Annotated in this window: 25 protein-coding genes and 1 tRNA gene; 17 read left to right on the plus strand and 9 right to left on the minus strand. The window is 37.1% G+C overall.

All coding sequences use genetic code 11. From position 1 onward, the window contains the following. Nucleotides 1-2 precede the first annotated feature (2 nt). Nucleotides 3-2,039, minus strand: a complete 2,037-nt coding sequence (priA, locus tag ABMA72_RS05660; RefSeq protein WP_393056440.1) for a primosomal protein N' — start codon at nucleotides 2,037-2,039, stop codon at nucleotides 3-5. A gap of 57 nt (nucleotides 2,040-2,096) precedes the next feature. On the opposite strand from priA, the gene lgt reads away from it, so the two are divergent. Beyond that, nucleotides 2,097-2,876: a prolipoprotein diacylglyceryl transferase gene (gene lgt / locus ABMA72_RS05665; protein ID WP_392856921.1), complete on the plus strand. Its 780-nt coding sequence runs from the start codon at nucleotides 2,097-2,099 to the stop codon at nucleotides 2,874-2,876. Here lgt and ABMA72_RS05670 read toward each other — a convergent pair. The 3 genes from ABMA72_RS05670 to cysS form a co-directional block, all read right to left on the minus strand. Then, complete coding sequence (locus ABMA72_RS05670) at nucleotides 2,866-4,986, minus strand: patatin-like phospholipase family protein (protein WP_393056442.1); 2,121 nt, start codon at nucleotides 4,984-4,986, stop codon at nucleotides 2,866-2,868. The genes lgt and ABMA72_RS05670 overlap by 11 nt on opposite strands. 48 nt (nucleotides 4,987-5,034) lie before the next feature. Then, on the minus strand, nucleotides 5,035-5,535 hold the full coding sequence (locus tag ABMA72_RS05675; protein WP_392856925.1) for a hypothetical protein: 501 nt from the start codon (nucleotides 5,533-5,535) through the stop codon (nucleotides 5,035-5,037). A gap of 99 nt (nucleotides 5,536-5,634) precedes the next feature. Then, nucleotides 5,635-7,095, minus strand: coding sequence for a cysteine--tRNA ligase (gene cysS / locus ABMA72_RS05680; protein ID WP_392856927.1), 1,461 nt, complete (start codon nucleotides 7,093-7,095; stop codon nucleotides 5,635-5,637). A gap of 56 nt (nucleotides 7,096-7,151) precedes the next feature. Between cysS and ABMA72_RS05685 the strand changes: the two genes are divergently transcribed. The 6 genes from ABMA72_RS05685 (at nucleotide 7,152) to arsH (ending at nucleotide 11,944) form a co-directional block, all read left to right on the plus strand. Beyond that, nucleotides 7,152-8,477, plus strand: a complete 1,326-nt coding sequence (locus ABMA72_RS05685) for a dihydroorotase (protein WP_393056444.1) — start codon at nucleotides 7,152-7,154, stop codon at nucleotides 8,475-8,477. A gap of 1 nt (nucleotide 8,478) precedes the next feature. Beyond that, on the plus strand, nucleotides 8,479-8,898 hold the full coding sequence (locus ABMA72_RS05690) for a PH domain-containing protein (protein ID WP_393056446.1): 420 nt from the start codon (nucleotides 8,479-8,481) through the stop codon (nucleotides 8,896-8,898). A gap of 557 nt (nucleotides 8,899-9,455) precedes the next feature. Beyond that, nucleotides 9,456-9,872 carry a MerR family DNA-binding protein gene (locus ABMA72_RS05695; RefSeq protein WP_393056448.1) on the plus strand — a complete coding sequence of 139 codons (417 nt, stop codon included), beginning with the start codon at nucleotides 9,456-9,458 and terminating at the stop codon, nucleotides 9,870-9,872. Further along, nucleotides 9,869-10,285, plus strand: a complete 417-nt coding sequence (locus ABMA72_RS05700) for an arsenate reductase ArsC (protein WP_393056450.1) — start codon at nucleotides 9,869-9,871, stop codon at nucleotides 10,283-10,285. Before ABMA72_RS05695 ends, ABMA72_RS05700 begins: the two co-directional genes overlap by 4 nt. Before the next feature lies 1 nt (nucleotide 10,286). Further along, a complete protein-coding gene (gene arsB, locus ABMA72_RS05705; RefSeq protein ID WP_393056452.1) occupies nucleotides 10,287-11,297 on the plus strand; it encodes an ACR3 family arsenite efflux transporter in 1,011 nt (336 codons plus the stop codon). After that, on the plus strand, nucleotides 11,297-11,944 hold the full coding sequence (arsH, locus tag ABMA72_RS05710; RefSeq protein WP_393056454.1) for an arsenical resistance protein ArsH: 648 nt from the start codon (nucleotides 11,297-11,299) through the stop codon (nucleotides 11,942-11,944). The genes arsB and arsH overlap by 1 nt, the downstream gene beginning before the upstream one ends. Before the next feature lie 340 nt (nucleotides 11,945-12,284). On the opposite strand, the gene ABMA72_RS05715 is transcribed toward arsH, so the two are convergent. The 3 genes from ABMA72_RS05715 to ABMA72_RS05725 are packed head-to-tail and all read right to left on the minus strand — an operon-like array spanning nucleotide 12,285 to nucleotide 13,912. Further along, nucleotides 12,285-12,845 (minus strand): AAA family ATPase, encoded by a 561-nt coding sequence (locus tag ABMA72_RS05715; protein WP_393056456.1) that lies wholly within the window; start codon nucleotides 12,843-12,845, stop codon nucleotides 12,285-12,287. A gap of 1 nt (nucleotide 12,846) precedes the next feature. After that, nucleotides 12,847-13,683 carry a hypothetical protein gene (locus ABMA72_RS05720; RefSeq protein WP_393056458.1) on the minus strand — a complete coding sequence of 279 codons (837 nt, stop codon included), beginning with the start codon at nucleotides 13,681-13,683 and terminating at the stop codon, nucleotides 12,847-12,849. 19 nt (nucleotides 13,684-13,702) lie between these two features. Further along, entirely contained in the window at nucleotides 13,703-13,912 is a 210-nt protein-coding gene (locus tag ABMA72_RS05725; RefSeq protein ID WP_021266029.1) for a hypothetical protein, read from the minus strand. Between the two features lie 240 nt (nucleotides 13,913-14,152). On the opposite strand from ABMA72_RS05725, the gene folE2 reads away from it, so the two are divergent. The 9 genes from folE2 to ABMA72_RS05770 all read left to right on the plus strand — a co-directional run bounded on the left by folE2 (nucleotide 14,153) and on the right by ABMA72_RS05770 (nucleotide 20,621). Beyond that, nucleotides 14,153-15,091 carry a GTP cyclohydrolase FolE2 gene (gene folE2 / locus ABMA72_RS05730; protein ID WP_021265930.1) on the plus strand — a complete coding sequence of 313 codons (939 nt, stop codon included), beginning with the start codon at nucleotides 14,153-14,155 and terminating at the stop codon, nucleotides 15,089-15,091. A gap of 118 nt (nucleotides 15,092-15,209) precedes the next feature. Next, nucleotides 15,210-15,285, plus strand: a tRNA-Val gene (locus tag ABMA72_RS05735). A 356-nt stretch (nucleotides 15,286-15,641) separates the two neighbouring features. Continuing rightward, a complete protein-coding gene (locus ABMA72_RS05740) occupies nucleotides 15,642-16,136 on the plus strand; it encodes a hypothetical protein (RefSeq protein ID WP_393056460.1) in 495 nt (164 codons plus the stop codon). A gap of 241 nt (nucleotides 16,137-16,377) precedes the next feature. Continuing rightward, nucleotides 16,378-16,878: a hypothetical protein gene (locus tag ABMA72_RS05745; RefSeq protein WP_393056462.1), complete on the plus strand. Its 501-nt coding sequence runs from the start codon at nucleotides 16,378-16,380 to the stop codon at nucleotides 16,876-16,878. Nucleotides 16,879-16,975: 97 nt separating this feature from the next. Next, entirely contained in the window at nucleotides 16,976-17,761 is a 786-nt protein-coding gene (locus ABMA72_RS05750; protein WP_392856953.1) for a helix-turn-helix domain-containing protein, read from the plus strand. A gap of 1 nt (nucleotide 17,762) precedes the next feature. Further along, nucleotides 17,763-18,323: a hypothetical protein gene (locus tag ABMA72_RS05755; protein WP_392856955.1), complete on the plus strand. Its 561-nt coding sequence runs from the start codon at nucleotides 17,763-17,765 to the stop codon at nucleotides 18,321-18,323. A 255-nt stretch (nucleotides 18,324-18,578) separates the two neighbouring features. Next, nucleotides 18,579-19,073, plus strand: a complete 495-nt coding sequence (locus ABMA72_RS05760) for a hypothetical protein (RefSeq protein WP_392856956.1) — start codon at nucleotides 18,579-18,581, stop codon at nucleotides 19,071-19,073. Between the two features lie 153 nt (nucleotides 19,074-19,226). Then, nucleotides 19,227-20,030 carry a hypothetical protein gene (locus ABMA72_RS05765; RefSeq protein WP_392856958.1) on the plus strand — a complete coding sequence of 268 codons (804 nt, stop codon included), beginning with the start codon at nucleotides 19,227-19,229 and terminating at the stop codon, nucleotides 20,028-20,030. A 9-nt stretch (nucleotides 20,031-20,039) separates the two neighbouring features. Further along, a complete protein-coding gene (locus ABMA72_RS05770; RefSeq protein ID WP_392856960.1) occupies nucleotides 20,040-20,621 on the plus strand; it encodes a hypothetical protein in 582 nt (193 codons plus the stop codon). Between the two features lie 12 nt (nucleotides 20,622-20,633). Here the strand turns inward: ABMA72_RS05770 and ABMA72_RS05775 are convergent, their stop codons facing one another. After that, complete coding sequence (locus ABMA72_RS05775) at nucleotides 20,634-24,155, minus strand: hypothetical protein (RefSeq protein ID WP_393056464.1); 3,522 nt, start codon at nucleotides 24,153-24,155, stop codon at nucleotides 20,634-20,636. Nucleotides 24,156-24,288: 133 nt separating this feature from the next. Between ABMA72_RS05775 and ABMA72_RS05780 the strand changes: the two genes are divergently transcribed. Continuing rightward, complete coding sequence (locus ABMA72_RS05780; protein ID WP_392856964.1) at nucleotides 24,289-25,083, plus strand: sulfite exporter TauE/SafE family protein; 795 nt, start codon at nucleotides 24,289-24,291, stop codon at nucleotides 25,081-25,083. On the opposite strand, the gene ABMA72_RS05785 is transcribed toward ABMA72_RS05780, so the two are convergent. Continuing rightward, nucleotides 25,080-25,541 carry an Lrp/AsnC ligand binding domain-containing protein gene (locus tag ABMA72_RS05785; RefSeq protein WP_393056466.1) on the minus strand — a complete coding sequence of 154 codons (462 nt, stop codon included), beginning with the start codon at nucleotides 25,539-25,541 and terminating at the stop codon, nucleotides 25,080-25,082. The genes ABMA72_RS05780 and ABMA72_RS05785 overlap by 4 nt on opposite strands. Nucleotides 25,542-25,580 lie beyond the last annotated feature (39 nt).

Consider the following 25,580-nt stretch of genomic DNA (forward strand, 5'->3'; position numbering starts at 1 on the left):
AATTAAGTATCCATTGGGTCGACATCGATCTTTACGGAGAAAGAATAGTCGATCTTATTTTGGGCGCGAAAAATCTGCAAGACCTGATTGAGCTCTCCCCCATTCTTACACATCAAAGACATACTCCACGTGAACATATTCGCACGTCTTTCAATCATGGCAGGAGTTGGGCCCCAGACCTGGCCATCGATGCCAAGTTGATCCATAAGGCCACGTAGCTTGTGGATTTCGCTAGAGAGATTCGCAATGATCTTGTCACGATCTCTACCTGAAACATGAATATTGGCCATCTTCGTATAAGGAGGAAAAAGTCCAAACTCACGTGTTGTTAACTCAAAATCATAAAAGCCAGAAAAGCTATGTGATTTGATAAAGTCAAACATTGTATTATCAGGAAGCATCGTTTGAATCGCAACCTTAGCGTGATTTGAATAGCGTCCCGCTCGTCCTAGAATCTGGACAATCATCTGATAAGCTTTTTCCATGGCCCTAAAGTCAGGAAAATTTAACATTGAATCTGTTCCCAAGATCAGAACTAGGTTTACTTTCTTAAAGTTATGGCCCTTTGAAAGCATTTGAGTCCCTACAAAGACATCAATCTCACCTTTGTGAAAGCGGCCAAGCTTATCTTCTAGCTTCTCAAGATTTGTAATCTCATCGCGATCAAATCTTTCAATTTTCTTAGTCGGAAAAAAGTCTTGTAAGACTTCTTGTAATCTTTCTGTTCCAAAACCTTTTTGCAGAAGATTCATATTGCCACACTCAGGACAAATCTCAGGTCGTGGGATTTGATAATCAGAATGTGAACTTGAAAGAATATTTTTATTCTTAAAATATCTTAGAGGAACACCTGTATTTGGATCTTCAAATTTATAACCACAACCACGGCATTGGAGATAGTTAGAAAAACCAAGACGGTTTACAAAAACCAGTACTTGCTCTTTTCGATCTAAGGCTTCACTAATCATATCAATTGACTTCTTTTCAAAAGGCCAAATTGATAATGCATCTATATCTTTCTTAGCACCGTGTGAGCGTGAGTCTAATAACTCAATATCTGGAAAACCACCGGCAACCCTTTTTTCAAGCGAGAAGTAATTCTCTGGCTTAAGCTTTGAAAAAGTATAGTAGTTTTCAAGCGAAGGTGTTGCACTTCCAAGAACAACTGGAGCATTAAAAAGCTGTGCTTTCTTAATGGCAACATCACGCCCATTATAAGGACAGCGATCTGTTTGCTTAAATGAGCTATCGTGCTCTTCATCAACTATAACAAGACCTAGATTTTCAACAGGTAGGAAAACACTTGAACGCACTCCCATTAAAAGAACTGGTCGATCTGATTTTTTTAAGAACTTCCAAATAGCATTCTTGTGAGAAGGTGTTACTCCAGAGTGGTAAGGAAGAATTGGGCAGTCTAAATATTTTTTAAACGTCTCCATAAACTGAGGCGTTAAGTTAATTTCAGGAAGTAGGAAGAGAACACTCTTTCCTTTCTTTAAGACATTCTTAATCAAGTGAAGATAGATTAAAGTTTTACCGGAGCCAGTAACACCATGAACGAGAAAGCGATCAAAACCAAGATCTAGTTTTGCATTGATACTTTCATAAACCGGTTTTTGTAATGGCGATAGCTCGTGTTCAAAGTCTTGGTTATCACCAAACTGAGTTTCAACTTCTCGTGGGCGTTTTAAAATTTTCGGTAAACAATCCCAAGCAAGACGTCCTAAATTATAGTGGTAGTAGCGAGACATCCAATCGTAGAGCTTCATTTCACTCTCTGATAAAGCAAACTCAGGAGCTAGGACTTCATTGATTGGTTTTAACTTGTACTTAGTTATTGTCTCTTCTAATTCCTTTTGCGAGATCGTAAACGGCACAACAACACCCTTGGCCTTTCTTCGACCGAGAGGGACTTCCACGAGGGTACCAACAGGAATTTCCTCTCCTAAGGTCTTATATGTAAGAACACTTGGAAGTTTTGGATAATCAACCGCGACTTGGCAATAATGTTGAGCGTTTAGTGTATTAACGTCTTGCATAAGAATTTAAAATAAAAAGTAAGTGTAAAACCTACACTATCATCATACAATAAGTATATGATTACATGGAATGTTGATCCAGAAATTTTTAGAATCGGACCGATCGCTGTTCGTTATTATTCACTAATGTTTATCGTTGGTTTCTTTATTGGTGAGCGCTATTGTCGCCGCTATCTTATTAAAGAAAAAAACTTTACGACAGACGAAGTTAGCTCACTTTTAAATTATATGATCGTAGGCTGTGTTGTAGGCGCACGTTTAGGTCACTGTCTCTTTTATGAGCCAGGCTATTACTTAAGTAATCCACTTGAGATTCTCTATGTATGGAAAGGTGGACTAGCAAGCCACGGGGGCTTTCTTGGTGTAATTGTTTCTATTTATGCCTTCAAGAAAAGAGTTAAAGATGTTCCTCTGATGTGGCTTCTTGATCTCGTTGCGGCCCCGGCCCTTATGACTGGTGGATTTATTAGACTTGGAAATCTCATGAACTCTGAGATCTTTGGACACCCAACAAATCTTCCATGGGCGTTTAAATTTGTTCGCGCAGATAATATTGCTCGCCACCCTACTCAGCTCTATGAAGCACTCGGCTTCTTTGCCATTTCTGGACTTGTGTACTACCTCTATTCGAAGTTTCACAATAAATGGCAATCTGGACGCTTCCTAGGAATTATCTTTATTGGAGGATTCTCTTGGCGCTTCTTTGTGGAATTCTTTAAAGAAAACCAAGTGGCATTTGAACAAGGTATGGCCCTTAATATGGGACAAATCCTAAGTATCCCACTTATTATTGTTGGGATTATCTTAGTTCTTTATAAGCCTGTGACTAAAGGTTAAGTCCAAGCTCTAGACCTGTTCCAAATTCTTTATTCTCATTTGCGTGAATATAGTGCACGAATGGCTTAATTCGTACTTTTTCATATATTGTAAAAAGTGGATAGAATTGGCCATAGACTCCAGAGCAGGCCTTAAAATTTGCACGTGTTGTCTCACAATTAGTTGAGCCATACTTATCGGCACTTGAAAACATATAACCACCACGTAGCCCTAATGAAACCTGTAAAACTTCATCAGACCAGCTAAGCATCGTTTTCTCGATTCCAATATTTGGAATAAAGACATTGTCATCATCCTTAGATTCTTGGAAGTCCATAACAGAATTTAACATAAACCCTACACTCCAACGCCAACTCTTTATTTCACGAGAATAGTCATCAATTGCATGAGAATATGAAATTTCAGCAAGTGTCCCCAAGTCAATTGAGAAGTATGAATCATAAGGAATATAATAAATCGAATCGAGGTATGCTTTTGATCCAAGTTTCGCGACAAATTTCTCCGTAGCATTTAACTTGTCAGTATAGGACTCGATTGAAGTATGAAGTTTGTTTATCACTAAATAAGGAGCATCACTTCGATTAATCCTCTTTTCTGTCTTATGTAGTTCATTAAAAAGAAAACTTTCATCCTTTAGCTTTCTTAAAGTGTATTGAGTAACATTCTCATTTTCTTTGAATTTAAATTCTTCATAACGACTTTCAAATAAGCGACTCTTTTTTAACGACTCTTTTCTATGACATAGTTTTAGCTCTAGTCCTTGCTCACAATTTTCAATAACCTTTGCAACAGAGACCCTAAGAATTGTCTTTAAGTTCATATTCAATTTATCAAGACAAATATGATCAAAATCCTTTGATTCAACAACATCCACAATACAGGCTTCATCTTGATCAAATTGTATTCGAGTTGGCATCTTAAATTTTTGCCCAGAGTGATTCTTTGCTATATAGTCACTTGTAAACTTTTTGGAATCAGCATAACCGACTAAGAAATCATAACGTCTAAAATCTTCTTCAAAGAAACCAAAGAAAGCGTACATAGGAGAAGAGGCCAATGGCAGAGAGACCGTTGAACTCATGGAATTAGAGAAGCTTGGTGATTCATAAAATGCGATCGTTTCACGAGAACGGGCCGTACCAATGAAACTGTCAAAAATATCGAGAACGTATTTTGCAACTTCTTTACCATTACCTTGAAATTCTCGTGTTTCATAAAGTAAGTGTTCATCACTTGGATCAATAATAAGAAGTAAATTATCCTTAGCGACTCTGTGCCTAGATACTTTATTAACGATTGTTAATGGAATATTATTGAACATTCCACCATCAATAAAAGTCCTCTTCGTTATCGACTTCTTTGGACAAGACTTTTTTCTTTTAAAGTCTTCATACTTACAATACTCAATATCAACAGGTTTAAAGGCCAATGGGAAGGCCCCAGATGCTTCAATAACTTGTAGTAGTTTCGTTAAATTATCATTTTGATTCTTAGTAAACGGTAAGTAAATTTGTCTCGTGGAATTAGTGGCAATCGGATAATTTTCAATAATAGGAGGCTTCCCTTCACCACGTCCACGAATGCGAAAGATGGCCTCATTTAGCATTTGAGGAAACTTTCTACCACCCTTATAAACCTCAATAATCTCAGGTTTCTTTTGAGTTAGAGTGATCCCAAAAACAATGTCGATATCATCTCGTAATCCTTCATTCCAAATTTGACGTGCATCTTGGTACATTGCCTGAATTGGTTTTTTTGATAAGAAATTCGTCATCGACATTTGCTTATCATCAGCTAAGCGATCGATTCCCAAAGGGACCCACAGTCGCCAAAAGAGAGAATCTTTGACAATATGCTCTCCCCCGTGAACTCTCCCGGCCTCAAGAAAAGTAATCAGAGCATTCATACTACCGGCCGATGCTCCTGCATAAATTTGCGGAGTACGCTGAGCTTGGTAGTTTAATTTTTCAAATTCAGTTAGGTAACTTAAAAATCCGCCCTCATAAGAGCCAAGGGAGACACCACCACTTACGACAAGGGCAGTACTGACTTGTTTTGCGAAAGGTTGAAAACAAAAGAGGAAGCTCAATAGTAGGATAAAACGATTCATTCTAGTATTGTATTTGCTTCCTCTATTTGTGCCAAGTAAAGCTTAAGCTTACTTGCAATATGATAGGTCTAAATCATTCAAATTTTTGTAAATGCTTGGACTAAATGCTTTGTCCCAAAGATCTTGGCCGGCCATTTTATCAAGGGCCATATCAGTTAGCTTTAAATTCTTATTATAAGCAAATGAATTCGCAAGAGCACCAATTAGAGAACCACCCTGCCCTTCGACAGCGTCTCCATAACAGCTCATATCATCTTTGATATAGTCGTAAATATCGATCATACGCTCTTTACCCATACTATCTGCTGAGTAGTACTTAAGTTCTCCACCTTCAATTACTGTGAATTTTTCGATTAGGCGATCAACCATCTCTTGTGAAAGCTCTTTGCAAAGCCTCTTCTTCTTACTCTTAGATCCATTTACGTGAAGGTCAGCAATCACTTCATTTGTGGCCTTAACAAAGCAGTCCACAAATTGCTTAGAATTAATTTGGGCCATCGAGCTTGATGACAAAAGTACTAAAGCTGTTGAAATTACTAGATTTTTCATGAAAATCTCTCCTCGTGTTAATTGCGTATATAAATAAAATTACCACAAGGAGAGAATATAAAGGTCTTTTAAGAAACAATTACAATTGGTGTTCGGCCATTAGACACGAACTGACCACGTCACTTCGTCACCGCTTTCTTGGAAGTCAATTCCTAGAGCGTTTAATTCGTCACGTGCCGCATCCGCTGCATCCCAATCTTTAGAAGCACGTGCATCGGCACGCTTTGCTAGAAGTTCATTAACTTTTTCAAGAGCAATGCCCTTTCTTCTGACTTGAACTTCTTTGATCTCAGATAAGAATTGTTCTGGGTCCATGGCAAAAAGAGCACTCATCTTTCCATACTTAGCAATCCATTCAGTGAATGCAATTGCCGTTGGAGCTGAGTTTACATCTTTTGCTTTCTTCTCAAGATTTAATGTATTGAATGTTTTTACTGCTTCATAAATGGCAGACATCATCTCACTTGTATTGAAATCATCATTACATGCTTTCTCAATTTTAGCGTCAAGGCGCTTAAAATCTTCAGCAAGCTTCTTGTTAACTTTCGCACTCTCATTTGTTTCAAAAGTAGCTGCATGTTTTGCAACTTGAAGGGCGCGGTAAACACGAATCGCTCCACCAAAGGCCTGATCAATTTTTTCATCAGTCACATCAAGCATTGAACGGTAGTGAGTTGAAAGCATGATATATTTTAAAATCTCTGGGTGGTACTCATCCATGAAGGCACGAGCAGTGATGATATTCCCAAGGGACTTACTCATCTTCTCTCCACTCATATTGATGAAGTTATTATGCATCCAGTAGTTTACGTATTTACAAGAATTACATCCTACACCTTGAGCAATTTCGTTTTCATGGTGTGGGAAAATTAAATCAATTCCACCACCGTGAATATCAATTGATTTTCCAAGAATCGACTTAATCATAGCAGAACACTCAATGTGCCAGCCTGGACGACCTTTGCCCCATGGAGAATCCCAAGACGGCTCACCTGCTTTGGCAGGCTTCCAAAGAACAAAGTCCTTTGGATCTTTTTTGCGCTCGTCAACTTCGACTCGCTCTCCCGAATTAAGTTCGTCTAGATTTACTCCCGACAACTCTCCATATGAATCAAGCTTTGTCGTTTCATAGAAAACTTCACCATCAACAACATAGGCCATACCATTATCAATAATACCTTGAACGTATTCAATAATCTCAGGAATAAAGTCTGTTACTTTTGGATTATGCGTATGTGGACGAAGTCCTAAGCGGCCAAAGTCTTCTTGGAAATATTTAATATAGCGCTCAGAAATTTCAAGTGAATCAACACCCTCTTCATTGGCCTTATTAATGATCTTGTCATCAACATCAGTGTAATTATAAACGAAGTTTACATCGTAACCGATATGCTCCATCCAATTTCTTGCGAAGTTAAAAAAGATAGGTCCACGGAAATTTCCAATATGAAGCGGTCCATAAACTGTTGGGCCACAAAGATAAAGCTTAACTTTGCCTTCTTCTAATGGCGTAAAAGTTTCTTTCTTCTTTGTTAAAGTATTGTAAACTACTAGTGACACTATCAACTCCTCTATTTTTTTATGCAGATAGAATAACCGAAAAAGGGAAAACTGTCATGAATTTCGACCTAATCATCAAAAACGGCACTCTACACTCTTCACAAAAAAGCTGGCAAGAAGATATCGGAATAAAGGACGCTAAGATAGTAAAATTAGCTAAATTTAATGATGATGAGTTAAATAATGCTGGGAAAGTCATTGACGCACAGGGACTCGATATTTTGCCAGGGCTTATCGACTCACAGGTCCACTTTCGCGAACCTGGGTTAACTCACAAAGAAGACATTGCCCACGGCTCTAAAGCAGCAGTGCTTGGCGGAATCTGCACCTTCTTTGAAATGCCAAATACAAAGCCAGCAACAACAAGTGTTGAGGCAACCCAAGTTAAAGTTGATATTGCTAAGGAAACTTCATATGCAAATTTTGGCTTCTTTATTGGAGCAAGTGGAAAGAATTTAGATGAGCTTGTGAAGTCACAAGATATGGTTGGATGCTCGGGAGTTAAGATCTTTCTTGGAAGTTCTACTGGCGATCTACTCTTATACGATACTGACAAATTAGTTGAGATCTTCAAGACCTTAGACTGCCATATTTCAGTGCATAGCGAGAGTGAGGAAAGGCTTCATGCCAATGTTGCCATTAGAGATAATGCCAATGGAGATGTACACGCACATTATAAATGGCGTGATGCTCAGACGGCCCTTGAGTCGACAAAGATGATTATCGAGGTGGCAAAAAAAGCAGGGCGCAAGGTTCACATCCTTCACCTGACAACAAAAGATGAAATCGAATTTTTAAAGGATCAAAAAGAGCATTGTACAATCGAGGTCACTCCTCAGCACCTGACTCTCTTTGCTCCAGATATCTATGACAAGATCGGAACACTTGCGCAAATGAATCCACCAATCCGCACAAAGGATCACACAAATGGACTTTGGGAAGGTTTAAAAGCTGGTGTGATTGATGTCTTTGGAAGTGATCACGCCCCTCACACTCTTGAAGAAAAGGATCAACCATATCCAGCATCTCCTTCGGGAATGCCAGGAGTGCAAACGATGCTGCCAGTAATGCTAACTCACGTTGAAGCAGGTCGATTGACACTAGAAGATATTGTTAAATATCTAGCAGAAAACCCGGCCAAGCTTTTCAAGCTTAATAAAGGATTTATTCAAGAAGGAATTGATGCCGACTTAACAATCCTTGATATGAACAAGCGCTTTACTATTAAAAACGCAGACCAAGCATCCAAAGTTGGCTGGACTCCATTTGATGGAATGGAAGTTCAAGGAACACCGACTTATACAATTGTCAGCGGACAAGTTGCCATGGATCACGGTAAGGCCATTAAGGTTCAGGCCAAACCGATTGTGCGAGGAAAGTAGAATGCGCTATCGAAGTAAGCTCGATACTCTAACGTCACTTATTTTACTCTTACCAGTGATGAGTTCAATCTTTCGTCTTACTTCAGTATTCCTTGCTTCCTACACTATTAATTGGAGCGAGATTTACTTTCTCTTGTTTTATATGTGCATACTTATCTTTCTCTATGTCAGTATTTACTATGAAATAACGAAAGACACATTAATCGTTTCAAACCTCTTTCTAAAAACTCATCTACCAATTAGCACCATAAAGAAAGTTTCGAAAACGAGAACCTTTCTTTCTGCACCAGCACTATCTCTTGATCGAATAAAAATCGAATGCCATAAGAAATCGATAGTCATCTCTCCGGAGCGACGCGAACAATTTCTTTCAAAACTCAGTGAGATTAATCCTCAAATAAAAATCACTTTAAATAAGTGAAATATTCACTTTCTCGTACGCTTTAAGAATTTTAATTAGTATTTAAATCGACTAAAAAGATGAAGTCCTACTATATCTCTTTGTCTCCAAAGAAGGAGACCCTTACCTAAGGAGAGGTCATGGAGGACTTCATAAGGGTGATAACTTTGATCATACTTATATTAGAATTTGTTGTTCTAATTTTAAGTTGGTCAAAGTAATCTTTGGGGGCGAAGTGACAGCTTCGTCCCACCTTATGAATTTTAGCATAAATCCTATTAATAATTCACTTAATTTCTAATCGGTACGTCGATACTTTTGGCACTTTCAGTTACTTAGAAAATTAAATCTGTCTTTTTTTATATTTTTATTTGAATTCTTTTCCAATTCGATATTATTTTTAAGTTTCCAAGATGAATATAGACATTTCTTTGGAATTTGGGTGAATATTATTATTTTTATTGTCTAAGTTCTTGATAGTGCCAAAAGTATCGTCGTACCAGACTTTCAACCAAATCTTAACAATTTATCACTACCTCCTTGACTCCGTACCATGGTACAGAGTGTATATTATGAGCATGAATGAAAAACTAACGATTGGAAAATTGGCCGATACCTCTGGGGTTAATCTTGAAACGATTCGATTTTATGAACGAAAAGGGATTCTCGTCCAACCTAAAAAGCAAGGAGCCTTTAGGCACTACCCTAATGAGTACATCACTAGAATCAAGTTTATTAAAAGATCACAAGAGTTAGGATTCACACTTAGTGAAACAAAAGAACTCTTAGACCTTAAGATAAAAAATCACGCTAAGTGCAGTGACGTCCTATCAAGAACAGAAGCCAAAATTAATGAAATTAACGAAAAAATAAAAGACCTAAAAAAAATGAAGAAGTCTCTTGAGGGTCTCGCCACTTGCTGTGTTGATGAAAGTCAGCCTCTAAGTGATTGTCCCATTCTTGACTGCTTCCTTACAAAGAAGGAAAGAAAATGAAAAAGAATATCCTCTTTCTATGCACTGGTAATTCTTGTCGTTCCCAAATGGCCGAGGGCTGGGGCAAGGCCTTAAAAGGCGACAAGTATAACTTCTATTCGGCCGGGACAAAGAAGCATGGCCTCAATCCTTATGCCATCAAAGTGATGAAAGAAGCAGGCGTCGATATTTCAAATCATGAATCAAATACGACAGACGAAATTGATGCCCAAATAGATATTGTCATCACAGTTTGTTCTGATGCCAATGAGAATTGTCCCTACTTTCCAGGTGGCAAGATCATTCACATTGGTTTTGATGATCCTCCTCGCCTCACAAAAGACCTTAATGACGAAGAAGAAATTCTTCAAGTCTATCGCCGAGTACGTGATGAAATAAAGTTAATGGTAACTAACTTAGAAGAGAGATTATAAGATGGGATTTTTTGAGCGCTATTTAAGTCTTTGGGTCACAATCTGTATTGTAGCTGGAATCGTTTTAGGCAAGGTTCTTGGAACATCAATCACTGTTATAAGTGAGATGAATATAGCAACGGTCAATATCCCTGTTGCAATTCTTGTGTGGCTTATGATTTTTCCGATGATGGTACAAATCGACTTTAATTCCATCGCAGATGTTGGAAAGAACCCAAAAGGCCTAAGCCTTACTGTTATCATCAATTGGCTTATTAAGCCTTTTACCATGGCCTTCTTTGCTTGGTTATTCTTCTCAAAGATTTACGCTGCCTACTTAAGTCCAGAGCTCGCACAAGAATATATCGCAGGCGCCATTCTTTTGGGAGCGGCACCTTGTACGGCGATGGTCTTTGTTTGGTCATATCTTACAAAGGGTGATCCGGAGTACACACTTGTTCAAGTGGCCATCAATGACTTAATTCTCCTTGTGGCCTTCATCCCTATTGTTCAGTTCTTACTAGGCGTAACAAGTATTTCGATCCCATACGACACTCTTATAAGCTCCGTTGTCATCTTTGTGGTGATCCCACTTATTGCAGGCTATATCGCAAATAAAGTCTTAATTAAAAAATTTGGAATGAAATGGTTTAGTGAAGTCTTTATGGCAAGACTAAAGCCAATTTCAATCGTGGCCCTTCTTACAACTCTTGTTCTTCTCTTTGCCTTCCAAGGGGAGAAGATTTTAGCTAATCCACTACATATCCTACTAATAGCAATTCCTCTAACAATACAAACTTACTTCATCTTCTTTGTTAGCTGGGGAATTGGTCGCAAGATGTGCTTACCACATAATATTTTATCACCTGGTTCAATGATTGGCGCCAGTAACTTCTTTGAGCTTGCCGTGGCCGTTGCCATTGCTCTTTTTGGTCTTAACTCAGGTGCGGCCCTAACAACGGTGGTGGGTGTTCTTATTGAAGTTCCTGTCATGCTAAGTCTTGTTAAAATTGCAAATAGGTGGAGATACTAATGAAATATTTAGAAAGCGAAAAATTCAATTTAAAAACGCAACAGACAAAGCCATCAGAGCATAGGCCAAGAATTCTTATGCTCTACGGATCATTAAGAGAGCGCTCATACTCAAGACTTCTAGCTGAAGAAGCTGGCCGTATTCTTGAGCATATGGGAGCAGAAGTTAAGTTCTTCAATCCCGATGGCCTACCGACATATGACTACGATCGTTCTGTAAAGCATCCAAAAGTAAAGGAGCTAAGAGAGCTAAGCCTATGGTCAGAAGGGCAAGTTTGGACATCCCCTGAGCTTCACGGAAATATGTCTGGGCTACTTAAAACTCAAATTGATTGGATTCCTCTTTCAATCGGTGCTGTTCGCCCAACTCAAGGAAGAACGCTTGCAGTTATGCAAGTCAGCGGAGGCTCTCAAAGTTTTAATGCAGTTAATAGCATGCGAGTCCTTGGACGCTGGATGCGCATGATAACAATTCCAAATCAATCTTCAGTGGCCAAGGCCTATCAAGAATTTGAAGAAGACGGTTCAATGAAGGAATCAAGTTTTCGCGACCGTGTCGTCGATGTGATGGAAGAGCTTATGCGCTTTACCTACCTAACACGTGATCATGCAGACTTCTTGGTTGATCGCTATAGTGAACGTAAGTAATAGTCTTACGTTCATTTCATTCAAGAAATAAAACATCAATTTTTTCGTCATTTAATTACATAGAAAAATTACTTTAATTATAAAGATGAAGTCCACCTATTTCTCTGCTTCCAACGAAGGAAGCTCTCTTGTAGAAAAGGAGAAGTTATGGAGGACTTCATAAGGGTGATTACTTTAATCATACTCGTTTTAGAATTTGTGATTCTAATTTTGAGTTGGTCAAAGTGATCTTTGGGGGCGAAGCTGCAACTTCGTCCCACCTTATGAATATTATCATAAATCCTGTTCGTAATTCACTTATTTTCTGATGGCCACATCAACACTTCGCAATTTCAACAACTTAAGAAAGTACCCCTTTGATAATCACCTTCACTTCTTGTAGATCAAGGTTATCAAAATTTGTCGTATTCACGATAACGCTCTTACAATTTAGATCTAACTTTTCAATTTTGCCTTTTGAGAGTGAGACCTTAAACTCATCAAAATTCAAATGGTCCTGATGCCCTGGGTGTCTTTTCCCAGACAAGGCCCTTGTCCTAAAACGTTCAAATAAGACGTTGCCATCACACTCACAATAGATAGTAAGCACTTTTGCATTATATTTGGAAATAAAGTCTCTTAATATTGGAGAATCAAATTTATTCGAGAAGTTACTCTCCACGAGCAAGCTTTTAGAGGCCTTAAGTTGTGCTTCAATAAAAGAATATAGAATTGGATAACTTGCTTTTCCAAGCTCTCTTGACCATGCTCTATCCTTAACACCTAAGCTATCAAATAGGCTTTCTTTGATTGTATCTTTTCCTATCAATGGCAATGAGAACTCCTTTGCGAGTTCAATTGAAATAGTCGTCTTACCTGATGCAGGAAGGCCAGATATGATAATTAGAAGAGGACTACTCATTTTAATTCTCAAAAAGCTTAGCACTTCCTACAAGCTTTCCATCGTCATAGTAATTAGCATTCTTCATTCCATACTTTGTCACAAAGTGAAGAAAAGAATTGTCGACAATTTTCACAACGAATGACCCATCTTCACCTTGCAGGAAGTTTCGATTTCCACCAGTTCCACGTGAGTGAGAGTAATTCTTTCCGTTCTCGTCATATAAGAGAATTTCCGACTGCCCATCAGTCCCCTTCCCATCATCAGAGGCAAAGTAATCGACATTTAATACCAAGCGATGCTTTTGACCTTTATACTTACCGTCAAAGAAGTGGATGACACCTGAATATGATCCATTAAGTTTATTAAACTCTTTTGCATCATTAATGACTTTTGATTTTGCCAAGAAAACAGTAGGCTCCTTTATAGGAGGGAAACTTAAGAATCGCTTATTCTCATTAATCTTTCGCTTTTCTTCTCTATTCTGAGTTTGTCTCTCTTGTCGCTTCTTCCAACGAGATTCGGCATCCTCATCACTTTGTACTTTTTTCGCAAGTTTCTCTTTTATCAAATTACGAGCAATGAAGTCAGACGGATCTTTCATAATTTCATTTACTTCGTCTTTATCTACTTTTATTTTTTCAAGTCCTAGTGCCGCTAAGAATAAAGTAAAGGCCTGTGCCAAGGCTTCATCCCCGGCTTTATCCACAACAGGAACTTCCTTAATTACTTCAACTTTCTTTTCTTTGATAACTTCGACTTCTTTAATTTGAATTTCAGGATTTGGTGTTTGAGATTTTCCAACAAAAAAACCAACCGTAAGGCTGGCGATGACAGCAATAATTAATGTGTACTTCACTTAATCTTCCTTAATTAAATTAGTTCAGTATGTGGAGTGTTTCCTCTGTTCCATAGGTGCAGTTCTCACAAGTCACCTCTTCATGGATATAGAGGTTGTCGTGATCGGCCAAATGAGTCACAGTGAACTTGGCCCCGCATTTCGGGCAACACTCAATCTGTTTTTTGACGTCCTCAATCTCACCAAAATACCTGATGAAATTTTCGACTCTTAGGGATCTTTCCTTCATATCAAGCTCCTCGTCATATTCTATTTTACCTTATTTAGAAAAAATAAGCTTATTAAATGAGGTTATTTCCAAGAAATCAGTAACTTACGTTCATAAAGAACCTATACAAATACTGTATAGCCTTATAATTACTACGGAGTTCGTTTGCCAAAAGTCCTTGAACACGTTAAAACGTGCTATTATTAATGAAACCAAGGGTTGGACCACACCTACCTCTGTATAAGGAACAAAAGGACTCACATGAAAAATATTGAAGCACTTAGAAATAGCCGCGAAGATATCCTTAATTGCCAAATCAAAGATGAAACAGGTTTAAATGACTTTCAAAAGACAGCTAATGAAGTTCATATCGCCATTCCAAAAGTTGGTATTGAAAGATTTCGCATCCCTTTAAATTTTGAACACAGAGACGGAACTGTTAGATCAACAGATGCACAAGCTTCTATGTTCGTATTCTTAGAAGCACACAAGACAGGTGCAAATATGTCTCGCTTCTGTAATATCCTTCAGGCCGAAGGACTAGAAAAGAATGTTAACAATCAATTCTTTGCAACAGTACTAAGAAGATACCGTACGGATCTTCGTGATTACGATACTGAGCCACTAATTCCACAGGCCCACCTAACTCTAGACTTTAACTACCCTGTTAAACAACAGTCACTAAAGTCAGGAAACTGGGGATGGCAATACTATAAAGTATCAATGGAAGGTGTTGAAGGACGTGATGGTATTCCTCTAATCAACCTAACAATGGAATACGAATACTCATCAACTTGTCCATGTTCTCTTTCAATGTCGAAGCAGTACGAAGAGCAGTATAGAAATGGAGAGACAACTGAAGGAAGTGGTATTGCTTCTGCTCACTCTCAAAGATCTGTTGCAACAATCACTGCAACTTATAAGGCAGAGTCTAATTTCCATCTTGAAGATCTAGTTGATCTTATGAGAATTGCTCTTCCAACAGAAACTCAATCTCTAGTTAAGAGACTTGATGAGCAGGCATTCGCTATTCTTAATGGTGATAACCCAATGTTCGTTGAGCACTCAACAAGACGTATCTCAGAGGTTTTAAACTCTGCTGAAGAGATTCTAGACTGGCAAGCTAAGGTTGAGCACTTAGAAAGTCTTCACAGCCACAATGCTGTTGGATACATCAGAAAAGAAAATCCAAAAATTTAATCAAGTATAAAGGCCTCTTATTTAGAGGCCTTGTTGTTTAAAAAAAATTAAACTTTTTTTAAAAATAGTATTGACAAGTGAGAGTGAAATCCTTATTCTAACTCCACTTCAAATCGGAGGGCGATTAGCTCAGCTGGGAGAGCGCTACCCTTACAAGGTAGATGTCGGCAGTTCGATCCTGTCATCGCCCACCACTTTTTTTGTGGTACACATTCAAAAGAAAAAAAATCGGAACTCTAAAGAGTTCTTTTTTTTTGTCTAAAGTCTACCTTCTTTAAAATCAACTTCGTTAAAATTAATTCTTCAATATTACTCTGTATTAATAATACTTTTATTAATTAAGACTCTCAATACAATCCATTTGTCTCGTTTCAAACCAATTTGTCCTGAAGAACTTGTCACAATTGGACAATGTCGAACGAATTAGCACTCAAACAGAGAAAAAATTTACGGCCTATTTCAACTAGATTAATTTTTCCTCATCAAAACAACTAAAAAATATAGAAATTGATAAATCAATTTTTGATAACAAAACAAACCGGAGGAATTTATGAAAAAAATTATCGCACTTGCTGCTGTACTACTAAGCGTTTCATCTTTTGCACTATCTGCAAACGATTCATGGGATACAATCAGAGCTGAAGTTAAAGCTAATCACAAGCTTCAAATCACTTCTGGTTACTCTGTATTCGTTGGACGTATCGTTTCAGCATTTGATGTATGTGTTGAAGGTGAAAACTTTGTAACTCTTAGCCAATACCCAATCTACGAAAGAAAGTGGATCGGTGGAAGCCGTGATGGTGACAGATACGAAGATATCGTTGTTGGTTACGAAACACTAACTTTCCCAATCTCAAGAGAAGTAACAAGAAAAGTCTGTCACGGTAAAGAAGACAGAAACTGTAAAACTGTAACAGAAATGGAAACTCAACCAGTTGTTAGAGATATCACGGTTTCAGAAGTTACTCGTCGTGGTGGACGTGATCACGATGACAAAGTAGAAGTACTTTTCGCTAAGTCATTCGAAATCCCAGCTTGTAACTAATATCAAGTACATATAAAAGTTGAGGCCGAGTTTATGCTCGGCCTTTTCTTTTTCTACTGTCATCTTTACCTCGATGACAGCTAGAATCCTCCACTCTACTGCCGTTGTCACAGAAAAAATAAATATCCTTTGTGTTTTTTAGACATCTTCTTTCGTCAAAAATATAACCTCTACATCAAAACAACTTAATTAAATAAAGGCTTCAAACTAAAACTGAATGTCTAATAAACCGGAGGAATTTATGAAAAAAATTATCGCACTTGCTGCTGCACTACTAAGCGTTTCATCTTTTGCACTATCTGCAAACGACTCATGGGACACAATCAAAGCTGAAGTTGCTGCTGATTACGATCTATCACTTTCTGGAACAACTGTATTTGTTGGTCGTCCAGTAAGCTCATTTGACGTATGTCTAGATGGTGACCAATTTGTTACTACTAGAGAATTCCCAATCTACGAAATCGTAAAAGTAGGAAAGACTCACCCAGAAGCTGACGAAGATGGATATGCATCAGTAATCGTTGGTTACGAAATCCTTTCTTTCCCAACTACTTATACTTCATACAAGCAAGTATGTAACAGCCAAGACAAAAACTGTAAAAGAGTTGCTTATACAGTTAACCAAGACCTAGTTAAGAACGTATCTGTAAAAGAAGTTGTTAGAAGAAACGTTGGTAAGAACGATCGTACAATTGAAAAGACTCTTTTCAAGAAAGAATACGTAATCCCAGCTTGTAACTAATAAATTCAATAGCTTAAGTATTTCCCTAAGGTACTTAAGCTATACTTTTTATAGTATGAGTAGATAACGGCATCTACTCATGCTATTCAAGCCATCTATGGATAAAATGAACACTCCCCAACTATCTCAAACACCCCTCGGGCCGATTGAGCAAGTAAGCTTAGACCTAGCAAAAAAGCTAGATGAGTATAAGAGCGTAAAAATTGGGGTAAGACTTTTATCTGAGAAAACAGGAGTTAGTGAAAGAACACTTTATCGAATCCTGGCCAAAGAGAATAAGCCTACATATCAAACACTTTATAAAATCTATCGAGTCATTTTTAATACAAGTAACGAGTCTCTACTCCTAGAACTTGTCCCAGAAGTCATTCGAAATGAAATAAAGAAGTGCAATCCAAATAAGATCTCAGAAAAGATACAATATCATCAAGATATCGAAACTCAGATGAGCTACGATCGTACCTTTGCAGAGATTTACATCCTAGCGGCCTGTGCACCTATAACGAACGAATTAATCCAATATCGTTACGGAATGAGTGGCATGCTAACTGTGGAAAAGATGATTGAAATGAAGGCCCTTAGAGTCACGAAAAGTGGTCACTATACCCTTGGAGAGAACCAAGCTAATTTTAGTGCTAAGACCTTAAAACGTCTGGGCCTATCACTTGTTGAAAAATATAGTAAGGTACAAAATGCTGAGTCATATGGTGAAAATATCATCGCCTTTTTTGCTGAAGGTCTAAGTGAAGAAGCCTATGACCGCTGGCTACAAGTAGATGCAAAAGCATTTGAAGAAAAAATTGCAATAGCAAATGAAGACAAATCAAAAGGAACAAAGAGGGCCTTTACCTTTATGGTAACGGACACTTTGAATGAGAAATAAAATGAAGAATAAGATAAAGAAATTAATCGCTATAGTTTCGACTCTTTCAATTTATGCGGGAGTTGGAGGCGTTTCAGGTGGCCCTAAGCCAACTAAAGACGACTTCTCGAAGCTTGGGCCTCAAACCTCTTGGCAAAAAATTCTCGATGTAGCTAAGAGAAATAACGACGTTAAACTTGAGGGTCGTACAGTTTTTGTTTCAAGACCAGTAAGCGTTTTTGATACTTGTATTGATGGCGACACATTAAGAACAACAAGAAAGTTTCCTAAGTATAAACGAATGTACGTTGGAAAAACACACTTCGGAACTGATGAAGACGGATATAAAGATGTTTTAATCGGAAACGAATACTTAAGCTATCCGATTAACTACACAACTCGCGACAAGGTATGTAATAACCATGGGAAGCGCTGCCGTGAAGTTAAGAAAGATGTATCAACAGAGACAATTAAAAACGTAAAAGTTAAGAAAGTCGTTGTTTATAAGCCAAATAGCGATCGACCAAGAGAGGTCGAACAAGACTATTTCAGAAAGGAATATATCATTCCATACTGCCAATAAAATTCAGATTAAATAAATAAGAGGGCCGCATTAGCGGCCCTTCTTGTTTTATGAGAGATTGATAAACCTCAATGTATTTGTCCATTTGTCATGACAAATCCCATTAAAATGGACAATGTCGAACAAAAAAACCTATCTACTTGCAAAAATTTGTCACCTCATATCAATCAAATTAATTTCATTTCATCAAAACAACTTAAAAAATATTGAAATTGATAAATCAATTTTTTGATAACAAACAATTTGGAGGAAATTATGAAAAAAATTATCGCACTTGCTGCTGCACTACTAAGCGTTTCATCTTTTGCACTATCTGCAAACGATTCATGGGATACAATCAGAGCTGAAGTTAAAGCTAACCCAAGCCTAGAAATCTCTTCAGGATACTCAGTATTTGTTGGTCGTATCGTTACTGCATTTGACGTATGTGTTGATGGTGACAACTTCAATACTCTAGGTCAATACCCAATCTACGAAAGAAAGTGGATCGGTGGAAGCAAAGAAGGTGACAGATACGAAGATATCGTAGTTGGTTATGAGTACCTAACATTCCCTATCTCAAGAGAAGTAACAAGAAAAATCTGTTTTGGTAAAGAAGACAGAAACTGTAGAACAGTAACAAAAATGGAAACTCAACCAGTTGTTAGAGATATCACTGTTTCAAAGATCACTCGTGTTGCTGGTCGTGACAAAGATGACAAAAAAGTTGAACTTTTCGCAAAAACTTTCGAAATCCCAGCTTGTAACTAATTATAAGCTAGGGCCTAGGTAAGCGCCTTTCCCTAAGGGGCGCTTGCTTTAATAAACGAATGGCCGAGGCACTGCTTCGGCCTTTGTAATTTTTACTGCTTAAATGAATAAAATTATGAAAAGTGGTAAGATCGCCAAAACTACTGAGGCACAATGAGAGAAGAAAACTCCAATATAATCAATGAGTTGCAAGAGAAGGCCATTCCTTCACTAGGACTCAAGGAGCAAGTTGCTCTAGATTTAAGATCACATCTAAAGCAATTTAGAAGTGAATCTATTGGTCTTCGTAAGCTTTCAGAAAAGTCCGGTATTCACCAAAGAACGCTAAAGCGTCTATTAGCTCAAGAAAATAGGCCAGGTTATCAAACTCTTGTAAGACTATATACTTGCTTAATTGATAGCCCAAATGGTGGCCTCCTTTTAAAGAACCTTCCTGAAAAAGTAGCAAGTGAAATTCAAAAGAAATCTCCTGTTTCAACAGCTGGAAATCTTGAATATTGCGAAGAAGCTAATAAGGAAATGTTCTACGATAAGGTTTTTGCAGAGATTTACTGTCTTGCTTCAATGTCCCCTATTACGAATGAATATATTCAATATCGTTATGGAATGAGTGGAGCAGAAACTGCTGATCGCATGCTAGATCTTGGCGTACTTAAGCTAACTAAGACAAATATGTACACAACTGGTGACAAACAAATTGAGTTTTCTCCAAAACTTGTCAAAAGACTTGGACTTAACTTAGTTGAAAAATATGTAAAAACTCAAGATGTTGATCTGGCCGAAAAAAACCTAATTGCATTCTATGCAGAAGGACTAAGTCCAGAAGGCTATCGAGCATGGCTTAAAATTGACCAAGAAGCATTTTACAAAAAGATTGAAGTAACTAAAAAAGAAGGCATGTTAGGTGATATTAAAACATTCACATTCATGGCCACTGACACAATGAGAAAGGAATAAGGTTTTATAATGAAATCAATAATTGCAATTTTATTTCTTGGATTTGCATTAAACACGATCGCAGGAACAGGTGGGATTAGTGCATTAACGAGAAATAATGGTGGCGTTGATGCCGGTACTGGTGGAATTGTCGGTGGTGTCGATGATCTCACAGAATTAAAGCAGTACGACTGGAAGACGATTAGAAAGTATGTGAAGAAGAACTACGATCTTAATCTATATGGCGATATTGCCTTTGTTGGAAGAAATATTTCTGTATTTGATGTCTGTATTAATAATGACAAGATCCAATCAATTTCTGAATATCCAGTATATAAAAGAGTTTGGCTTGGGGGAAGTAAAGAGAGTGAACGCTACAAGGATATTATCGTTGGTTCAGAAATCCTTTCTTATCCTCTTGAAGTAGAAAAAGAAGAAAAGGTTTGCTACGGAAGAAAGGATAGAAATTGTCGAATGGTGAAAACAGTATATCGACAAAATCCAACTCCGGAGATCGCACTTAAAAAAGAAGTTAGCCGCAACGGAAGACGTGGTGGCAGAGAATACAAAGAGATATTCACAAAAAAATATGATATCCCTTATTGTCGATAGTGTGTGTTAAGCCTAGGCCCTTGCGCCTAGGCTTTTTTCTTTCGTTAAAATTTCGACCTTAATCTGGCCATTAGAAATTTTAAATCGAAGCCCTTTTTTAAACTTCCCTTTTACATTGTCTCTTAATAGTTCTTTCGTTAACTCAGTATCACAACGTAATTCACCACGAGCAGCAATAGCGATGGCCTCTTCAGATGTTAAATTGATATTAACCTCGTCTATCTTTGAAAAAACAAATGGTAGAGATTCGAGATAGTTCGAAACATTAAATAGGATATTCTCATCGCGAATAAGAATGAGAGCATCATCTTCAGCATGAAGATTTGCATCAAACTCAACACGAGATAGAGCAACTTCTAATTTATTTAAAAGAGTCCCCGCTTCGACCTGTCTTTCCACATAGGCCAATTCATCAACAGCAGGTTGAACATTATGCTTTAATGTATCTAATTGCTTTTGCTCATTAATTTGCTTCGTTTTTAGATCTCTTGCTTGATTTCTTAGTATATCAATAGAGCTAACGATTGACTTAGACTTCTCTAACTCTTCATTATAACTAATTTCAAGCTGGCTACACTCATTTTTTAAGCTAGAGATTTCAAGAGATAGGCCAGAAAGGATATTGCGACTTTCTCTATTTGCATCTTTCATACTAGAGATCTCTTGCGCTAATTCATCCTTTCTAAGAAGTAGCTCACCTTTTAATTTCGTCGAATTATTAATTCCTGTCTTAAGAAGTTCTTTTTCTGAAAGAACTCCATTTAATTCAGTTTCAACAGAGCTTAATAGATTCTTTGCTTCAGAAAGTTTATTCTGGCGAGTTAGATGCTCTTTAGAAACGAGCTCCTTTTCAGCAAGTTCAACTTGTAAGAGTTCAAGCTTCTCTTTATGAGTTTCTTCAACTGCCTTTAACTCACTAACACTTTGCTCGATTTCATTATTTAACTTAACAATATCGGCCTTAGCAATTCTAGTATCGCTTTCTAATTTCTTTGCTTCTTCATTGAGTTGAACTTTACGAAGAATATTGGCCTCTAAATTTGCTTCAATTTCATTGATTTCTTTTTCAAGGTCAGCAAGTGAGACTCTAAGAGAATAACAATCATTCTCAACCTTAGTAAGCTCTTCGTTACTGACGATTTGTTGATTATTTAGATCCTTATGTTGTTCTAGTAAGCTTAATCGAGAACTTTCTAATCTCTCAAGGACCTCTCCCTGATTAATAATTGAATCTTCTAACTGTAGAATCGTCTTTTCATCACTTTCTATCATCGCTTCAATAGAAGAAATTTCAGATTGAAGCTTCTTAGACTTTTCTTGTCTTTGTGATACCTCAAGATTTAAAGAAGTTAGCTCGTCGTCAAGTTCCCTCTTTCTAGAAAGAGTTTCTGTATAAAGTTTTGATTCAGATTCAATCCCCTCATTCAATTCACTCAACTCAACCTTCATGCTTTCAACAGAAGAAATCTTTTTATTAGCAAGTCTTTCAAATCTCTTACGAAGAGAAGTTATGCTCTTAAGCTCATCCGACTTACGTAGAACTTTATCCTTGAGATTAAGGGTTTTTGAGTCCATTTCCTTAATTTTAACGAGGGCCTCATCATAAGAAACCTGGTTGGTATTGATTTCAAAATCGAGTGCCTTAATTTGACTTTCAAATGTTGAAATCTTTGCATCTAAAGATTCGATCATACGAACAGTCTTATTCAATTTATCACATAGACTCTCTGAAATATTGTTAAGACGTTGATTCTCTTTAGCAAGTTCTTCAATCTCAAGACCTTTGACTTCAATACGATTGTCACCAATTTGGATGCGTCCCTTTAGACTTCCAATCTTCACAAGTAACTCATTATTAGTATCACTTAAAGCATTTTCATCGTCTGCTAATTGCTTGATTAAGTTATTTTGAGACTCACAATCAGAATTTAATAATTCATATGCAGCTTGCGACTTTTCAATTTTATTATTTAGTAATTCAATACTCTTTCTTAGGTTTTCAGCTTGATCTTGAAGGGCCTGCTTTTGGTACTCAACATTCTTTTGCTCTAATCCTAGATCAATTAGAGTTTGCCTTGCTTCGACATCACGGCCTTTTAAATCTTGTATTTCAAGTCGAATTTCACTAATGCGACTACTTCCCTCATCAATTTGATTTTGTAGAGAAGATATTTTTGTCTCACGATTTTCGTTATTTAAAATCGCCTTATGCTTCTTTGTTAGAAGTTCTTCAACACTTGAATCGAGTCTATCAACTTCACTTTGATAGTCTTGTACACTTTTTTCGAGTGTAAGAGATTGAGCTAAGACAATATCATGCTCTCTCTTAGTTTTCTTATATTCTCTATCGAGACGATCAATCTCAATAAGTGAAATACTCTCTGTTTCTTTAAGTTCACTGATTTGTTTTTCTAATTGCTCAGACTTAATAGTGTTTTCTTCAATCTTATCTTTAAAATTTTGAGACTCTACTTTCAGAAGTTGAATATCTTGTAATAGCTCCTGCTTTTTCTTCTCTCTTGAAGAGATTTCAGATTCAAGTCCAGATACAATTTCAAGCTCACTCATCTCTTGTGAACGTAGTGATTCTGACTCTCTTTCTAGCTTCTTAATTGATGTTTCAACTGCAATAATATCTTGATTTAGCTTGGCCTGTTTTGAAGCAACAACCTTTAAATCTAAAAGTTGTAACTCGAGGTCCTTTTCTAAATTCAGCTTTTCACTTCTTACATCTTGAACTTTTAACGTTAGCTTTTCTAACTTTTTATTTTCACTATGCTTTTTTTCGACAACTTCTTGTGTTTTTTCAATAAGCTTAGAAATTTCAGCATCTAACTTAAGTCTTTCATTTTCAAGTTCGACGATATTTGCATCACATTTTCTAATCGTATTATTATCTTCTTCAATTACTAATCTTAACTTAGAGATTCTCTTTTTAGTTTCTTCTATTTCTACTTTTAAGTGAGAGCGTGTATCTAAATCAAATGCCTTATCCCCATTTAAAACAGAAGCCTTATTCTTAAGTGAGAGTTCTTCACCTTTTAAATTACCTAGCTCAACTCTGATGCGACCTAATTCATCTAAGTTTGAACGATGTGAATTGTTAATCTCTTCAACTTGTTTTTTCAGCTGGACAATAGAGCTTATAACTAATTGCTTTTCTTCTAACAATTCCTTTAGGTGTCCCTCTTGTTCACTATTTAGCTGCTGAATCTTTTCGATTCTTTTTTCAAGAATTTCCTTATCTGCATGCTCATCAGTTAGAGTGCTTTGTAGTCTCTTCAACTCAACTTCTGTTTTTTGAAGCTTAATCTTTTGTAGCTCAACTTCTTTTCTTAGAGATTTATTTATCTCTTCGTACTCTCCAATTAGTTTTCTTTCATCACTAATTTTCAGATCTAGGTTGGCCTGAGTCGCTTCAATGTCGACGATAGAGTTTGTTTCAGATAGGTTCTTTTTTGTTTTACTTTTAAATAGATTCATAAGGTCCTCACTAACCTCTATTTTCTCATTAAAAGCCTTTAAAATAAGCATGTGGCAACTTTTGCGTTGACGCAGACCTAAGTAAAAATATCCCTCGAATAATCAATAATTTTGGAGCGATTTCTGACAATAATGAACAAGTATACTTCTTGTCTTAGCTCATTTATGGGTGCATATTGGTAGCATGATTTTCTTACTATACTTACTTGTTGGTGCATTCGTTGGGACACTCTCTGGCCTTTTTGGTATCGGAGGAGGAGTTGTCATTGTTCCAACTCTATTATTCTTATTTCAAAAACAAGGATTCTCACCAGATATTAGAATGTATATGGCCCTAGGGACTTCCCTTGCAACAATTGTTATTACCGCAAGCGCTTCAACTCTAAGGCATTACAACATGGGAAATCTTCTCTTTGACATAACAAAGAGATTCTTAATCCCAATGATTATTGGAATAAGTGCTGGTGCCTACCTCGTTAATATTGTTGAGGCACAAACTCTCGAGTTTATCTTTATTTGTTATCTCTATCTCGTTTCTTTAAAGATGATTTTTTACAAATCTAAGGTCGAAGAGCCAAAAGATACTTCTAGCCTATTATTTAATTTCACAGGTTTTATCATTGGCCTAAAGTCATCAATTCTTGGGATTGGTGGGGGAACTATTAGTGTTCCGTTTCTTACATGGCGTGGTTATCAGATGAAGAATGCTGTGGCCATTTCTGCTTCTCTCGGAATACCTATCGCACTTTTTAGTAGTTCATTCTATGTTTATAATGGCCTAGGTAAGGTCACGCCAGAGTATTCGCTTGGATATATCTACCTACCGGCCTTCTTTGGAATTTCTATCGCAAGCTTCTTTTTTACAAAACTTGGTGCAAGAATTTCAAGCGTTGCCAATCAAGCTATACTTAAGAAGCTTTTTGCTCTGCTATTAATTGGGATAGCAGTAAAGAAGACCCTTACATACTTAGGGCATTAAACGTTTAAACTCTTATTTATGACTTGTTTTAGGCTGATAAAAGATTCCGTCGACTGAATCTCTTTAATCATTTGAATTTTTCCAATTAGAAACTCGTGAAAATGATTAATATCCTTAACGATGATTTTCACAATTAGAGCGTAGTCACCAGTTGTATAGTAAGCTTCAACGATCTCATCCATCTTCTCGAGCTTATCGATAACTTTGTGAATATCACGAGCATTTACAAGGTGAAGTCCCAAGAGAACCACAACATTATGGCCAAGCTTTGTGTAGTCTACCTTAATAGTACTTCCAACAATAACTCCGGCCTCTCTTAGTTTTTCAACTCGCTGATGGATTGTTCCACCGGAAACCCCTATTTTTCTGGCCATCTCAAGAAATGGCATACGGGCATCCTTTTCCATAAGCTTGATGATCTTCTTATCAATACTATCAATTTCGTAGTTATCGGCCACAACACACCCCTTAAATTATTAATCTGTTACCATTTTAGG

Origin of the sequence: Halobacteriovorax sp. CON-3 (genome assembly GCF_043196995.1) — a bacterium.
Taxonomy (GTDB): Bacteria; Bdellovibrionota; Bacteriovoracia; order Bacteriovoracales; family Bacteriovoracaceae; genus Halobacteriovorax_A.

Coding starts and splice junctions, on each gene's coding strand:
- priA (WP_393056440.1), bottom strand. CDS start 2,039: ATGCAAGACGTTAATACACTAAACGCTCAACATTATTGCCAAGTCGCG.
- lgt (WP_392856921.1), top strand. CDS start 2,097: ATGATTACATGGAATGTTGATCCAGAAATTTTTAGAATCGGACCGATC.
- ABMA72_RS05670 (WP_393056442.1), bottom strand. CDS start 4,986: ATGAATCGTTTTATCCTACTATTGAGCTTCCTCTTTTGTTTTCAACCT.
- ABMA72_RS05675 (WP_392856925.1), bottom strand. CDS start 5,535: ATGAAAAATCTAGTAATTTCAACAGCTTTAGTACTTTTGTCATCAAGC.
- ABMA72_RS05685 (WP_393056444.1), top strand. CDS start 7,152: ATGAATTTCGACCTAATCATCAAAAACGGCACTCTACACTCTTCACAA.
- ABMA72_RS05690 (WP_393056446.1), top strand. CDS start 8,479: ATGCGCTATCGAAGTAAGCTCGATACTCTAACGTCACTTATTTTACTC.
- ABMA72_RS05695 (WP_393056448.1), top strand. CDS start 9,456: ATGAATGAAAAACTAACGATTGGAAAATTGGCCGATACCTCTGGGGTT.
- ABMA72_RS05700 (WP_393056450.1), top strand. CDS start 9,869: ATGAAAAAGAATATCCTCTTTCTATGCACTGGTAATTCTTGTCGTTCC.
- arsB (WP_393056452.1), top strand. CDS start 10,287: ATGGGATTTTTTGAGCGCTATTTAAGTCTTTGGGTCACAATCTGTATT.
- arsH (WP_393056454.1), top strand. CDS start 11,297: ATGAAATATTTAGAAAGCGAAAAATTCAATTTAAAAACGCAACAGACA.
- ABMA72_RS05715 (WP_393056456.1), bottom strand. CDS start 12,845: ATGAGTAGTCCTCTTCTAATTATCATATCTGGCCTTCCTGCATCAGGT.
- ABMA72_RS05725 (WP_021266029.1), bottom strand. CDS start 13,912: ATGAAGGAAAGATCCCTAAGAGTCGAAAATTTCATCAGGTATTTTGGT.
- folE2 (WP_021265930.1), top strand. CDS start 14,153: ATGAAAAATATTGAAGCACTTAGAAATAGCCGCGAAGATATCCTTAAT.
- ABMA72_RS05740 (WP_393056460.1), top strand. CDS start 15,642: ATGAAAAAAATTATCGCACTTGCTGCTGTACTACTAAGCGTTTCATCT.
- ABMA72_RS05745 (WP_393056462.1), top strand. CDS start 16,378: ATGAAAAAAATTATCGCACTTGCTGCTGCACTACTAAGCGTTTCATCT.
- ABMA72_RS05750 (WP_392856953.1), top strand. CDS start 16,976: ATGGATAAAATGAACACTCCCCAACTATCTCAAACACCCCTCGGGCCG.
- ABMA72_RS05755 (WP_392856955.1), top strand. CDS start 17,763: ATGAAGAATAAGATAAAGAAATTAATCGCTATAGTTTCGACTCTTTCA.
- ABMA72_RS05760 (WP_392856956.1), top strand. CDS start 18,579: ATGAAAAAAATTATCGCACTTGCTGCTGCACTACTAAGCGTTTCATCT.
- ABMA72_RS05765 (WP_392856958.1), top strand. CDS start 19,227: ATGAGAGAAGAAAACTCCAATATAATCAATGAGTTGCAAGAGAAGGCC.
- ABMA72_RS05770 (WP_392856960.1), top strand. CDS start 20,040: ATGAAATCAATAATTGCAATTTTATTTCTTGGATTTGCATTAAACACG.
- ABMA72_RS05775 (WP_393056464.1), bottom strand. CDS start 24,155: ATGCTTATTTTAAAGGCTTTTAATGAGAAAATAGAGGTTAGTGAGGAC.
- ABMA72_RS05780 (WP_392856964.1), top strand. CDS start 24,289: ATGATTTTCTTACTATACTTACTTGTTGGTGCATTCGTTGGGACACTC.